This window comes from Pantoea sp. PSNIH1 (assembly GCF_007680655.1).
GTDB classification, from domain to species: domain Bacteria; phylum Pseudomonadota; class Gammaproteobacteria; order Enterobacterales; family Enterobacteriaceae; genus Pantoea; species Pantoea eucrina.
Map to the genome: position 1 here is coordinate 64,460 of NZ_VEIP01000009.1, position 12,329 is coordinate 76,788.

Genomic DNA, 12,329 nt, shown 5'->3' on the forward strand with positions numbered 1-12,329 from the left:
AAATCGTATCTCTGCCCGCATCGCGACTGTACATGCGAAGTGGCGCAGGTATACTCAGAACCCTTGTTTTAGCTTATAAGCCCGGTCTGGAGTCGTTACCTCTCATGCAAGAAATCATGCAGTTTGCAAGCAATCACCCCATCCTTAGTCTGGCATGGGTCGTTTTACTTATTCTGGTGATTGTGACCACCGTTAAAGGGATGTTCTCTAAGGTAAAAACCATCAGCCGTGGCGAAGCGACCCATCTGATTAATAAAGAGAACGCGGTGGTAGTAGACGTGCGTTCACGCGACGATTATCGCAAGGGACATATTTCCGGCGCGGTTAACGTAGCAGCAGCAGATATTAAAAAAGGCAGCTTCGGCGAGCTGGAAAAGCACAAGTCGCAGCCCATAATTGTGGTATGTGCCACCGGTCAGAGCGCGGGCGATTCAGCAGCAACGCTGAGCGCAGCAGGCTTTGAACATGTCGCTGTCCTGAAAGATGGCGTCAGCGGCTGGAGTGGCGAAAACCTGCCGCTGGTTCGCGGTAAATAATCATCTGAGGTATTCCGCATGGCTAATGTTGAGATTTACACCAAAGTAACCTGCCCATACTGCCATCGTGCAAAGGCGTTACTGGATCAGAAAGGCGTTTCTTATCAGGAGATCCCTATCGATGGGGACGCAATGAAACGTGAAGAGATGATCCGGCGCAGTGGCCGCACCACGGTGCCGCAGGTTTTTATCGACGCTCAGCACATCGGTGGTTGTGACGATCTCTACGCGCTGGACGGGCGTCAGGGACTCGATCCTCTGCTTCAGGCTTAACTCTTCTGCACTGATAATTATCACTTAAGGACTTAGTAACATGTCAGAACAAAGCACCAACGAAATGCAGTTCCAGATCCAGCGCGTTTATACCAAAGATGTCTCTTTTGAAGCGCCAAACGCACCACAGGTTTTTCAGAAAGAGTGGGAGCCGGAAGTCAAACTGGATCTGGATACCGCCTCTTCTCAGCTGGCTGATGAAGTGTATGAAGTGGTGCTGCGCGTGACGGTAACCGCAACCGTAGGCGAAGAGACCGCATTCCTGTGCGAAGTACAGCAGGCGGGTATCTTTACCATCAGCGGTATTGATGGCACGCAGATGGCGCACTGCCTTGGCGCATACTGCCCGAACATTCTGTTCCCTTACGCACGTGAGTGCGTGACCAGCCTGGTTTCACGCGGTACGTTCCCGCAGCTCAATCTGGCTCCGGTTAACTTCGATGCGCTGTTCATGAACTACCTGCAGCAGCAAGGTGAAGGCGAAGCGCCACGTCAGGATGCCTGATGACAACAGATAACGCGTCTATCAGCGTACTCGGTGCCGGCTCGTACGGCACCGCTCTCGCTATCACGCTGGCTCGCAACGGGCATCCGGTTCTGCTCTGGGGCCACAATCCGCAAAGCGTCGCCCGCCTGCAGGCTGACCGCTGTAACACCGCTTTCCTGCCCGATGTTCCTTTTCCCGATAATCTGATCCCTGAAGCCGATCTCGCCCAGGTGGTTCGCGCGAGCCGCGATCTGCTGGTAGTAGTACCGAGCCATGTTTTTGGCGACGTGCTGCAGCAGATTAAACCTTACCTGCGTATCGATTCCCGTGTTGTCTGGGCTACCAAAGGCCTGGAAAAAGAGACCGGCCGTTTGCTGCAGGACGTTGCGCGGGAGATCCTGGGCGACGCTATTCCGCTGGCGGTAATTTCCGGGCCTACTTTTGCCAAAGAGCTGGCCGCCGGTTTACCTACCGCTATCGCACTTGCGGCGACCGATGCGGAGTTTGCTGACGATCTGCAGCAGAAGCTGCACTGCGGCAAAAGCTTCCGCGTTTATAACAACGCCGATTTTACCGGTGTTCAGCTGGGCGGGGCCGTTAAAAACGTTATTGCTATCGGTGCCGGCATCTCAGACGGTATCGGCTTCGGCGCTAACGCACGTACCGCACTGATCACCCGTGGCCTGGCAGAGATGAGCCGTCTGGGCGCGGCGCTGGGTGCCGATCCGGTAACGTTTATGGGCATGGCAGGACTGGGCGATCTGGTGCTGACCTGCACCGATAACCAGTCACGCAATCGCCGTTTTGGCATGATGCTGGGTCAGGGCGAGAGCGTTGAAGAGGCGCAACGCATTATCGGACAAGTTGTAGAAGGCTACAGAAATACCAAAGAAGTCAAAGCCCTGGCAGCGAGAATGGGCGTTGAAATGCCGATAACCGAGCAGATTTATCAGGTACTGTATTGCGAAAAAACGGCGCGAGAGGCAGCATTAAGCTTACTGGGTCGTGCGAGGAAGGACGAAAACAGCCCGGGCTAGAGCAGGATGCTCAGCACACCAACCTGTAGCGCCTCTGCGGCGCTTTTTTATGGGAGTAAACAGCAATGTCGTCTGAAGAGTTAGAACTGGTCTGGAACCATATCAAAGCAGAAGCCAGAGCGCTGGCAGATTGCGAACCGATGCTGGCCAGCTTTTATCACGCGACTTTGCTGAAACATGAAAATCTCGGCAGCGCGCTCAGCTACATGCTGGCGAACAAGCTGGCGAATCCGATTATGCCTGCTATCGCTGTGCGTGAAATTGTTGAAGAAGCGTATCGTCAGGATCCGGAGATGATTGTCTCAGCGGCCTATGATATTCAGGCCGTACGCCAGCGCGATCCGGCAGTAGACAAATACTCTACGCCGCTGCTCTACCTGAAAGGCTTCCATGCGCTGCAGGCCTATCGTATTGGCCACTGGCTGTGGAAAGAGGGTCGCCGCGCGCTGGCTGTCTATCTGCAAAATGAGATCTCCGTTTCCTTCGCCGTTGATATTCACCCGGCGGCCCGTATCGGGCGCGGGATCATGCTGGATCACGCTACGGGTATTGTGATCGGCGAAACGGCCGTAGTAGAAAATGATGTCTCTATCCTGCAATCCGTTACACTGGGCGGGACCGGCAAAACCAGCGGCGATCGCCATCCTAAAATTCGCGAAGGCGTTATGATTGGTGCCGGCGCTAAAATCCTCGGCAACATAGACGTAGGTCGCGGAGCAAAAATCGGTGCCGGCTCGGTGGTACTGCAGCCTGTTCCCCCGCATACCACCGCCGCTGGCGTTCCGGCGCGCATTGTGGGCAAACCCGCCAGCGATAAACCCTCAATGGATATGGATCAGCATTTTACCGGCGCCGGTTTTGAATACGGTGACGGGATTTAATCTCTGATCAGCGCGCCGGCGAAATCGAGCTGGCGCCACGCTTCATACACCACCACTGATACGGCATTGGAGAGATTCATGCTGCGGCTTTCGGCGCGCATCGGGATGCGTATCTTCTGTCCGGCAGGCAGGGCGTCAAGGATTTCCGCGGGCAGGCCCCGGCTTTCCGGGCCAAACAGCAGGTAGTCCCCGGCCTGATAGCTGACGGCGCTGTGTGCTGGCGTACCTTTCGTGGTCAGGGCAAACAGACGCTGCGGCGCCTCAGACGCGAGGAAAGCGCTGTAGCTGGCGTGTTTTTTCAGCGCGGTATATTCATGATAATCAAGTCCGGCGCGGCGCAGCCGTTTGTCATCCCACGCAAAGCCAAGCGGCTCAATCAGATGCAGCTGAAAGCCGGTGTTAGCGCACAGGCGGATGATATTACCGGTGTTGGGTGGTATTTCAGGTTCGAATAAAACAATGTTCAGCATAAGGCCCCCGCAATCAGGGGCCGAAGCATAACAAATTACTGGCGGGCAGAGTATAGCGGGAGCCAGAGCGTCAGGCGCAGCCCGCCCAGCGGGCTGTTATCTGCTTTGACCCAGCCGCGGTGCTGCTGTACGGCCGTCTCCACAATTGCCAGCCCAAGCCCGGTGCCGCCAGACTCGCGATCGCGCGCTTCATCAGTGCGATAAAACGGGCGGAAAATCTGCTCGCGATCTTCTTCGCTTACGCCCGGACCGTCATCATCCACGTGAACGGTAATGCCCTGAATATCCACCGAGAAGCTCACGCTGATGTGTGAATCAGAATAGCGCAGCGCATTGCGCACGATGTTCTCCAGAGCGCTCTCCAGCGCATGCGGGTTGCCATACAGCGGCCACGGGCCAGGCGGATAGGGCACTTCCATGGTTTTACCCATCTGTTCCGCTTCAAAGCGCGCATCCTCCAGCACGCCGTTCCATAGCTGGTTTGCTTTCATCGCCTCGCTGACCAGGGCGTTTTTATGCTGGGTACGTGACAGCACCAGCAGATCGTTGATCATGCCATCCAGCCGCTGCGCTTCGGTCTCAATGCGCTGCAGCTCTTTCCCTTCGCCATGACGACGACGCAGCAGAGCCGTAGCCAGCTGGAGGCGCGTCAGCGGAGTGCGCAGCTCATGGCTGATGTCGGACAACAGGCGCTGCTGGGCAGTCATCATGCGCTCAAGCGCGCTGACCATCTGATTAAAACTGGATCCGGCCGCCAGAAACTCCTGCGGACCTGACTCCAGTTCAGGATGCTGACGCAGATTGCCGCTGGCCACTTCATCCGCCGCGTATTTCAGCTTGCGCGCTGGTCGAGCCAGGCTCCATGCCAGCCAGAGCAGCAGCGGAGAGCTAATCAGCATCGTGACAATCAGCAGCAGCAGCGGCCGGTCGAATAACAGGTTGATAAAATCGAGCTGAGAACTGGTGGCTGGTCGGATCAGATAGAGCTGATAGTTATCTTCACCGTCGCGTACGGCAAAGGGACCAACCATCTCAACGCGGCCATATTTTTTCTTCTGCGGGTGATCGGCGTTATCTGACTGACCGATAAAGTTGCGGATCACCTGCATTTCATTGTGCTGTGCGCCGATGACCCGGCCTTCACTGGTGACCAGCAGCAGGCGCTGACCCGGCGGCGCCCATTTGTCGATAGCGCGAAACAGCCGGCGCCACCACATCAGGTCATTAGGCGGATCCTGAGAGAGTTCCGCTTCCACATGCTGCTCAATCATGGTGCCCTGCCGCTGTTCGCTTTCCATCAGAGCGGTCATCTGACGCGAATCGAGCTTGGGCACCATCAGGACCAGCATCAACACCAGCGCCAGCGTAAGCCAGAAGATGGCGAAGATGCGGGTCGTCAGACTGCCTATCATGATGCAGAAACCATCAGATAGCCGCGTCCGCGCAGCGTTTTGAACCATGGATGGCCATCACGACGCTCAGGGAGTTTGCGGCGCAGGTTGGAGATATGCATATCGATGGCACGGTCAAAGGGCGTCAGGCGTTTGCCAAGCACTTCCTGACTGAGATGCTCGCGCGATACCACCTGGCCAAGATGCTGCGCCAGCAGGTAAAGCAGCGTGAACTCGGTGCCGGTGAGCTCGAGCGTTTCGTTATCGAAGCTCGCCTCCTGGCGCCCCGGATTCAGACGCAGGCAGTCGACTTCAAGCGTCGGCGAACTGGTATCGTGCTGCTGTTGCTGCTGCTCGCTCCAGTTTGAACGACGCAGGATCGCACGAATACGCGCCACCAGTTCACGGTCGTTGAACGGTTTAGGCAGGTAGTCATCCGCCCCCAGCTCCAGCCCCAGAACGCGATCCAGTTCGCTGCCGCGCGCGGTCAGCATAATGACCGGCGTCTGATGCTGCTGACGCAGCTCTTTCAACGTATCGATACCGTTTTTCTTCGGCATCATGACATCCAGCAACAGCAGGTCAACAGAGCTGTCCAGCAGAGTAAGTGCCTGCTCTCCATCGCTGGCTACAATGACTTCAAACCCTTCCATTTCGAGTAATTCTTTAAGCAGCGAAGTTAATTCGCGGTCGTCATCTACCAACAGGATTTTATTCATTTTTTATTGCCCTCCGCAGGCAAAATACCGTGTTCCCACACTGGCAATCCAACGCTTTACGTAGTTTTACACCCCCTGACGGTTGTTTGCAGCTGCCGCCGTAAACTGGGTCTCGTTGAATCGCAAAACAGAGCAAACCGGGAGTAAACGATGCGCAACTTAACCGTCATCGTCATTGCTTCAGCGATGGTTCTTAGTCACGCCAGCGCAGTTGCAGCAGAGACGACAGCGATTGAAGAGATGCATCAAAACGGCGGCTTGACGACAGGCAGTATGACGCAAAATCCGCAAAGTCACATGTTCGATGGTATTGAGCTTACCGAACAGCAGCGGCAGCAAATGCGGGACCTGATGCAGCAAGCACGTCATGAGCGCCCGGTGTTAAGCGTTCAGGATATTGAAACTATGCATGACCTTGTCACTGCAGACAAATTTAATGAATCGGCGATCCGCCAGCTGGCTGAAAAACAGGCCCGCGCGCAGGTTGACCTGCAGGTTGAGATGGCCCGGGTTCGTAATCAGATGTATCACCTGCTGACGCCTGTGCAGCAGGCAGCGTTAAAAAAGAATCATGAACGCCGGCTGAATGATGTTCGTCGGTTCTCAGGATTGCAGTCGTCGTCATCGCTGCAAGCAGTGAGTAGCACCAGTAGTAACCAGTAACATAGTATCCCTGTTTTTCCTTGCCATAGACACCATCCCTGTCTTCCCCCGCCATGATGGCGGGGTTTTTTTTGCCCGCCGTATGCCGTTGCCGGTGAATAGCGCATCGCAGACGCAGCTCTGCCGGACTGATGATAAACTTGTTTTCAGTTAAGGCGGGCACGCGCATCTGTTTAATAGGGCGAAACATGGATTCTGAGTACGCAACACTGGTCCGGCGCGCTGCGCTGGCCGCTACCTCACTGGCGCTGGCGCTGCTGCTGGTCAAGATTTTTGCCTGGTGGTACACCGGATCGGTCAGCGTGCTGGCGGCACTGGTGGATTCGCTGGTCGACATCGCCGCCTCGCTGACCAATCTGCTGGTGGTGCGTTATGCGCTGCAGCCCGCCGACGATGATCACACTTTCGGCCATGGCAAAGCAGAATCGCTGGCGGCGCTGGCGCAGAGCATGTTTATCTCCGGCTCCGCGCTCTTTCTGTTTCTGACCGGCATTCAGCACCTGGCAAAACCGGAAACGCTGCGCGCGCCGCTGGTCGGCGTTGTCGTAACCATTGTTGCCCTCTTTTCCACGCTGGCGCTGGTGGCTTTCCAGCGCTGGGTTGTACGGCGCACCCGCAGTCAGGCGATTCGCGCCGATATGCTGCACTATCAGTCAGATATCGTTATGAATGGCGCGATTCTGGTGGCGCTGGGTCTGAGCAGCTACGGTTTTGCGCGTGCTGATGCGCTGTTTGCGCTGGGGATCGGCGTCTATATCCTCTATAACGCGCTGCGTATGGGATATGAAGCCGTGCAGGCGCTGCTGGATCGCGCGCTGCCGGAGCAGGAGAAGCAGCAGATTATTGCACTGGTGACACAGTGGCCTGGCGTATGCGGCGCGCATGCATTGCGTACCAGGCAGTCAGGGCCGACGCGGTTTATTCAGCTGCATCTGGAAATGGAAGATGCGCTGCCGCTGGTTCAGGCGCATCACGTTGCTGATGAGATTGAACAGGCGCTGCGCCGGAAATTTCCAGGTTCTGACATCATTATTCACCAGGATCCCTGCTCGGTCGTACCGGAACATCAGCAGGGCTTTTTCCGCTTTTAGCTTTTCTAATTCAGGCGCTTATATGTTAAAAATGACAAAACGCTAACAACTCTTTAAAAAATTAGCGAAAACTTGTCTGACCTGAATCAATTCAGCATTGAGCCTTTGATATACTATCTGCAACTATTAAGCCCCACGTTCGGGAGCAGGCATGACCCGGTCGATCGGCGGGAATAATCCTTAGTTTTGAACAATCCAGAGGTTGTCATGATCAAAAAAATCGGAGTACTGACCAGTGGCGGCGACGCCCCGGGCATGAACGCAGCCATTCGCGGAGTTGTCCGTTCCGCCCTGAGTGAAGGCCTGGAAGTTTTTGGTATCTATGACGGCTATCTGGGTCTGTATGAAGATCGCATGATCAATCTCGACCGCTACAGCGTTTCTGACATGATTAACCGCGGCGGCACTTTTCTTGGCTCGGCGCGCTTTCCTGAGTTCCGTAATGAAGAGGTACGCCAGGCAGCGATCGAAAACATGAAGAAGCGGGGTATCGACGCGCTGGTGGTGATTGGTGGTGACGGCTCCTACATGGGCGCCAAACGGCTGACTGAGATGGGGTTCCCCTGCATCGGTCTGCCAGGCACCATCGATAACGATGTGGCCGGGACTGACTACACCATCGGTTATTTCACCGCGCTGGAAACGGTGGTGGAAGCGATTGACCGCCTGCGCGATACCTCCTCATCGCATCAGCGTATCTCAATTGTGGAAGTGATGGGCCGCTACTGTGGCGATCTGACGCTGGCCGCGGCGATTGCCGGCGGCTGCGAATTTATTGTGCTGCCGGAAATCCCGTATACCCGCGAAGAGCTGGTTGAAGAGATTAAGGCGGGCATTGCAAAAGGGAAAAAGCACGCCATCGTGGCGATTACCGAGCACATCTGCGATATCGACGATCTGGCGCGCTTCATCGAAGAAGAGACAAAGCGTGAAACCCGCGCCACCGTGCTCGGACATATCCAGCGCGGCGGCGCGCCCTGTGCTTACGACCGCATTCTGGCGTCGCGTATGGGCGCTTACTCGATTGAGCTGCTGCTGCAGGGCTATGGCGGCCGCTGTGTCGGGATCCAGAATGAGAAGATGGTGCACCACGATATCATCGACGCGATTGAGAACATGAAGCGTCCGTTCAAGCGCGACTGGCTCGATACGGCGAAAAAGCTCTACTGATCTGCATGCAGGCGCGATCCCGTTCGCGCCTTTTCCTCTTTTTTATATTCCTGCAAGTTATAACTGCTTATTTTTAATTCTTTAATCCACTGTTCGCTTTGTGTCACTCTTGCGGCATAACCTACGCGGGAGAGCAGGAAATGAATAAGTGGAGTATCGGTATCACCTTGTTACTGGCATCGTCTGGTGCGCTGGCAAAGGATTATCAGCTGTTAAACGTCTCATACGATCCGACCCGCGAACTGTACGAACAATATAACAAGGCCTTCAGCGCCCATTACAAGCAGGAAACCGGTGATAACGTGGTGATCCGTCAGTCGCACGGCGGTTCCGGCAAGCAGGCGACCTCCGTCATCAACGGTATTCGTGCCGATGTGGTTACGCTGGCGCTGCAGTCCGATGTGGATGCGATTGCTGAGCGCGGCCGTATCGACAAAAACTGGATCAAACGCCTGCCGGATAACTCTGCGCCCTATACCTCCACCATTGTGTTTCTGGTACGCAAAGGCAATCCCAAAAATATTCATGACTGGTCAGATCTGACTAAGCCTGGCGTATCCGTGATCACGCCAAATCCGAAAACTTCCGGCGGTGCCCGCTGGAACTATCTGGCGGCATGGGGCTGGGCGCTTGATCAGAATCAGGGCGACCAGGCTAAAGCGCTCGCTTATGTGAAAGCGCTGTTTAAAAATGTTGAGGTGCAGGATTCCGGTGCGCGCGGCGCAACCAATACGTTTGTAGAGCGCGGAATAGGCGACGTACTGATCGCCTGGGAAAACGAAGCGTATCTGGCGGTAGAAAAACTGGGTAAAAATAAGTTTGAAATCGTGACGCCAGGCGAGTCTATTCTTGCAGAGCCAACGGTTTCTGTAGTGGATAAAGTGGTTGACGCGCAGGGTACACGCAGCGTGGCGGAAGCTTACCTGAAATATCTCTACTCGCCGGAAGGCCAGACTATCGCGGCGCAGAACTTCTATCGTCCGCGTGATGCAGAGGTCGCGAAGAAGTTCGCCAGTACCTTTGCACCAGTAAAACTCTTCACCGTAGATGAGAAATTTGGCGGCTGGAGTAAAGCGCAGAAAGATCACTTCGCCGACGGTGGCAGCTACGATCAGGTTATGAAGCCCTGATTACCCACTATGAGCGATAAAAAAGGTCAGCTTTTAGCTGACCTTTTTTTGTATAAAAATCGATATATGATAGTCATCACGCTGTGTAACTGATTAAAATAAGACCATTTCATCAGTAGCTAAGGGATTGATTATGAAAGAAAGGAATCGGTTTTTATCAGGCCTGGTGTGGAGTCTGGTTATCATTATTGTCATGCTGAGCATAGCCATTTTTTATTACTACCGGAATGGCGAGGCGCTGTGGCGGATTGTAAGCGAACAGTGTGTGCCCGCTATGGCGCAACACAGCAAACCAGCCCCTTGCAAAGAAGTTAATCTCCGGCAGGGTCATGTTATCTACAAAGATATTAAAGGCCCGCATCATTATCTGTTGATGCCCATCGAAAAAATATCTGGTATGGAAAGTCCGGTGTTGCTGGACCCGGACACGCCCAACTTTTTCGCGGCTGCCTGGCAGCATCGCGATCTGCTGGTTCAGGGCAGTCAGCCAGTCAGCGATAGCGCATTTTCTCTGGCGATCAATGCGCAGTATGGACGCTCTCAAAATCAGCTGCATATCCATCTCTCCTGTCTGCGTCCGGAGGTGCGTCAGCAGCTCGATAGTCAGGCATCTCACCTGCATGACGCGTGGCAGCCTGTGACAATAAACCGGCATCGCTATCTGGTTCGCGCAATCTCTGAAGCACACTTGTTCAATCAAAGTGCGTTTATCCGTCTGGCGAAAGAAGTGGCAGGGGCGCGCGAAAAAATGGGGCACTATGGGATGGCATTGACAGCATTACCGGATGGCCGATTAGCGTTGCTGGCGCTGGAGCGTAACTGGCTGATGCTGAATGGTGGATCGGCAGGCGAACTCCAGGATTATCAGTGTCAGCTGCTCAATAAGTAAATGTACAAAAAAGGCGGCCGTAAGGCCGCCCTGAAACAGGTTATAAAAAAGCTTATGCTTTTTTCGCTGCTGCTGCCGCTTTTACGATTACGGCAAAGGCGTCTGCTTTCAGCGATGCGCCGCCTACCAGCGCCCCGTCGATATCGGGCTGGGTAAAGAGTTCAGCCGCATTTTTATCGTTTACTGAGCCGCCATACTGAATAATGACCTGCTGTGCGACAGCGGCATCTTTCTTCGCAATATGATCGCGAATAAATTTGTGCACCGCCTGCGCCTGCGCTGGCGTGGCCGACTTGCCGGTGCCGATAGCCCAGACGGGTTCATAGGCGATGACTGCACCTTCAAACGCTGCTGCGCCCTGAGTTTCCAGCACGGCATCCAGCTGACGCGCGCACACTTCTTCGGTTTTGCCTGCTTCATTTTCCGCTTCGGTTTCGCCGATGCAGAGTACCGGTACCAGACCTGCCTCTTTCAGCACCGCAAACTTCTTCGCGATAAATTCGTCGCTCTCTTTGTGATAAGTGCGACGCTCAGAGTGACCGATGATGATGTACTTTGCGCCGATATCTTTCAGCATCTCTGCGGAGGTTTCACCGGTGAATGCACCTGAAAGGTTAACATCGACATTCTGCGCGCCCAGCGCAATGTGGCTACCGGAAATCGCATGTTTTGCCTGATCCAGATAAATTGCCGGTGGAGCAATCGCTACACCACAGCCGTCCACGCCTGACAGCGCGGTACGCAGACCTTCAATCAGCTCGCCGGTCATCTGCTTGCTGCCATTCAGTTTCCAGTTACCCATAACCAGTGGATGTCGCATTCGTTCCTCCGCATTACGCGATTCATGAAATAGCGCTGCCGTCATGGCAGCGATGTCTGCCAGACAGTATAGAGATCAAAAGGGGCGCTGGCTTTGCTTTTCGTCACTTCTGCCTGCGATATCAGGGAGTAGCCAGCGTGAGCTTAATCGGCTCTACGGCAAACGTCAGGCCCTTGTCGCCATTGTCAGCCACCACAAAGCGCAGTGCGCCCTCCGTGCGGCTGAAATAGCGAACGCCTTTGCCGGCGCTCAGTAACGCGTCCAGCTTCTGGCGTCCCTCTTCGGGCGAGAGTCCCGGCACGAAATAGCGCAGCAGAGCGCTCATATAATTCATCGCCTGCAGCTGAGCCTGCTTCATCTCCGGACCCGGCACCGGCAGCCAGGTGATCTGCAGCGTTTTAATCTTTCCGGTGCCCTGTTCCAGCGCGGTGGAAGAGTAAAGCGTTTCGCTGATTTTGCTGGCTGCGCGCGTCAGATGGCTCTTGTCATCACGATTGTCTATTGCACGATATTCCAGCAGCGGCAGTGCAGGATTAGCCGCGTTATAGCTTTCACGAAACTGCGCGATCGTCATATCAAACGCAGGCGCGCCCGTCAGCAGATAAGGCGCCACCGGCAGATGCGCACTGCGATCGGGTGGCGGCTCGTCTGCCCGGGCGGGAGATGACAGCGCGCAGCTAAGCAGCAGCGCGGCTGACAGTTTCTTCATTGCATCGGCCCTGAATCATTCACTTATGGCAGATTAAAACGGGTTTTACCGCCGAAAGTCAAA

At 55.0% G+C, this 12,329-nt stretch carries 15 protein-coding genes; 10 read left to right on the top strand and 5 right to left on the bottom strand.

Translation table 11 applies throughout. The annotated features are described in order from the left end of the window. Nucleotides 1-104 precede the first annotated feature (104 nt). From FS690_RS16700 to cysE, 5 genes are all read left to right on the top strand, one after another. Nucleotides 105-536, top strand: a complete 432-nt coding sequence (locus FS690_RS16700; protein WP_039381227.1) for a rhodanese-like domain-containing protein — start codon at nucleotides 105-107, stop codon at nucleotides 534-536. 18 nt (nucleotides 537-554) lie between these two features. After that, nucleotides 555-809, top strand: a complete 255-nt coding sequence (gene grxC, locus FS690_RS16705) for a glutaredoxin 3 (RefSeq protein WP_039381226.1) — start codon at nucleotides 555-557, stop codon at nucleotides 807-809. A 40-nt stretch (nucleotides 810-849) separates the two neighbouring features. Then, nucleotides 850-1,314: a protein-export chaperone SecB gene (secB, locus tag FS690_RS16710; protein WP_039381225.1), complete on the top strand. Its 465-nt coding sequence runs from the start codon at nucleotides 850-852 to the stop codon at nucleotides 1,312-1,314. After that, a complete protein-coding gene (gene gpsA / locus FS690_RS16715) occupies nucleotides 1,314-2,333 on the top strand; it encodes an NAD(P)H-dependent glycerol-3-phosphate dehydrogenase (RefSeq protein WP_039381224.1) in 1,020 nt (339 codons plus the stop codon). The genes secB and gpsA overlap by 1 nt, the downstream gene beginning before the upstream one ends. Nucleotides 2,334-2,398: 65 nt before the next feature. Further along, complete coding sequence (gene cysE / locus FS690_RS16720) at nucleotides 2,399-3,214, top strand: serine O-acetyltransferase (protein ID WP_039381223.1); 816 nt, start codon at nucleotides 2,399-2,401, stop codon at nucleotides 3,212-3,214. Here the strand turns inward: cysE and trmL are convergent. From trmL to cpxR, 3 genes are read right to left on the bottom strand one after another with little or no spacing between them, the layout of a single operon-like run. Further along, nucleotides 3,211-3,684, bottom strand: a complete 474-nt coding sequence (gene trmL / locus FS690_RS16725; RefSeq protein ID WP_039381222.1) for a tRNA (uridine(34)/cytosine(34)/5-carboxymethylaminomethyluridine(34)-2'-O)-methyltransferase TrmL — start codon at nucleotides 3,682-3,684, stop codon at nucleotides 3,211-3,213. The genes cysE and trmL overlap by 4 nt on opposite strands. Before the next feature lie 35 nt (nucleotides 3,685-3,719). Further along, nucleotides 3,720-5,096, bottom strand: coding sequence for an envelope stress sensor histidine kinase CpxA (cpxA, locus tag FS690_RS16730; RefSeq protein WP_039381221.1), 1,377 nt, complete (start codon nucleotides 5,094-5,096; stop codon nucleotides 3,720-3,722). Continuing rightward, complete coding sequence (gene cpxR / locus FS690_RS16735) at nucleotides 5,093-5,794, bottom strand: envelope stress response regulator transcription factor CpxR (RefSeq protein WP_145339930.1); 702 nt, start codon at nucleotides 5,792-5,794, stop codon at nucleotides 5,093-5,095. Before cpxR ends, cpxA begins: the two co-directional genes overlap by 4 nt. 150 nt (nucleotides 5,795-5,944) lie before the next feature. On the opposite strand from cpxR, the gene cpxP reads away from it, so the two are divergent. The 5 genes from cpxP to FS690_RS16760 all read left to right on the top strand — a co-directional run bounded on the left by cpxP (nucleotide 5,945) and on the right by FS690_RS16760 (nucleotide 10,737). Next, complete coding sequence (gene cpxP, locus FS690_RS16740) at nucleotides 5,945-6,457, top strand: cell-envelope stress modulator CpxP (RefSeq protein WP_039381219.1); 513 nt, start codon at nucleotides 5,945-5,947, stop codon at nucleotides 6,455-6,457. Between the two features lie 188 nt (nucleotides 6,458-6,645). Beyond that, a complete protein-coding gene (gene fieF, locus FS690_RS16745) occupies nucleotides 6,646-7,548 on the top strand; it encodes a CDF family cation-efflux transporter FieF (protein WP_039381218.1) in 903 nt (300 codons plus the stop codon). A 207-nt stretch (nucleotides 7,549-7,755) separates the two neighbouring features. Then, nucleotides 7,756-8,718: a 6-phosphofructokinase gene (gene pfkA, locus FS690_RS16750; RefSeq protein WP_039381217.1), complete on the top strand. Its 963-nt coding sequence runs from the start codon at nucleotides 7,756-7,758 to the stop codon at nucleotides 8,716-8,718. A 140-nt stretch (nucleotides 8,719-8,858) separates the two neighbouring features. Next, a complete protein-coding gene (locus FS690_RS16755; RefSeq protein ID WP_145339931.1) occupies nucleotides 8,859-9,848 on the top strand; it encodes a sulfate ABC transporter substrate-binding protein in 990 nt (329 codons plus the stop codon). A 133-nt stretch (nucleotides 9,849-9,981) separates the two neighbouring features. Continuing rightward, entirely contained in the window at nucleotides 9,982-10,737 is a 756-nt protein-coding gene (locus FS690_RS16760; protein WP_094111631.1) for a CDP-diacylglycerol diphosphatase, read from the top strand. Nucleotides 10,738-10,789: 52 nt separating this feature from the next. Here the strand turns inward: FS690_RS16760 and tpiA are convergent, their stop codons facing one another. Together tpiA and FS690_RS16770 are read right to left on the bottom strand one after the other, a co-directional pair. After that, entirely contained in the window at nucleotides 10,790-11,557 is a 768-nt protein-coding gene (gene tpiA / locus FS690_RS16765; protein WP_039381215.1) for a triose-phosphate isomerase, read from the bottom strand. Between the two features lie 121 nt (nucleotides 11,558-11,678). Beyond that, complete coding sequence (locus FS690_RS16770) at nucleotides 11,679-12,266, bottom strand: YiiQ family protein (RefSeq protein ID WP_039381214.1); 588 nt, start codon at nucleotides 12,264-12,266, stop codon at nucleotides 11,679-11,681. Nucleotides 12,267-12,329 lie beyond the last annotated feature (63 nt).

What these genes read in the sequence shown, in the direction of transcription:
- FS690_RS16700 (WP_039381227.1), top strand. Translation starts at nt 105, where the DNA reads ATGCAAGAAATCATGCAGTTTGCAAGCAATCACCCCATCCTTAGTCTG.
- grxC (WP_039381226.1), top strand. Translation starts at nt 555, where the DNA reads ATGGCTAATGTTGAGATTTACACCAAAGTAACCTGCCCATACTGCCAT.
- secB (WP_039381225.1), top strand. Translation starts at nt 850, where the DNA reads ATGTCAGAACAAAGCACCAACGAAATGCAGTTCCAGATCCAGCGCGTT.
- gpsA (WP_039381224.1), top strand. Translation starts at nt 1,314, where the DNA reads ATGACAACAGATAACGCGTCTATCAGCGTACTCGGTGCCGGCTCGTAC.
- cysE (WP_039381223.1), top strand. Translation starts at nt 2,399, where the DNA reads ATGTCGTCTGAAGAGTTAGAACTGGTCTGGAACCATATCAAAGCAGAA.
- trmL (WP_039381222.1), bottom strand. Translation starts at nt 3,684, where the DNA reads ATGCTGAACATTGTTTTATTCGAACCTGAAATACCACCCAACACCGGT.
- cpxA (WP_039381221.1), bottom strand. Translation starts at nt 5,096, where the DNA reads ATGATAGGCAGTCTGACGACCCGCATCTTCGCCATCTTCTGGCTTACG.
- cpxR (WP_145339930.1), bottom strand. Translation starts at nt 5,794, where the DNA reads ATGAATAAAATCCTGTTGGTAGATGACGACCGCGAATTAACTTCGCTG.
- cpxP (WP_039381219.1), top strand. Translation starts at nt 5,945, where the DNA reads ATGCGCAACTTAACCGTCATCGTCATTGCTTCAGCGATGGTTCTTAGT.
- fieF (WP_039381218.1), top strand. Translation starts at nt 6,646, where the DNA reads ATGGATTCTGAGTACGCAACACTGGTCCGGCGCGCTGCGCTGGCCGCT.
- pfkA (WP_039381217.1), top strand. Translation starts at nt 7,756, where the DNA reads ATGATCAAAAAAATCGGAGTACTGACCAGTGGCGGCGACGCCCCGGGC.
- FS690_RS16755 (WP_145339931.1), top strand. Translation starts at nt 8,859, where the DNA reads ATGAATAAGTGGAGTATCGGTATCACCTTGTTACTGGCATCGTCTGGT.
- FS690_RS16760 (WP_094111631.1), top strand. Translation starts at nt 9,982, where the DNA reads ATGAAAGAAAGGAATCGGTTTTTATCAGGCCTGGTGTGGAGTCTGGTT.
- tpiA (WP_039381215.1), bottom strand. Translation starts at nt 11,557, where the DNA reads ATGCGACATCCACTGGTTATGGGTAACTGGAAACTGAATGGCAGCAAG.
- FS690_RS16770 (WP_039381214.1), bottom strand. Translation starts at nt 12,266, where the DNA reads ATGAAGAAACTGTCAGCCGCGCTGCTGCTTAGCTGCGCGCTGTCATCT.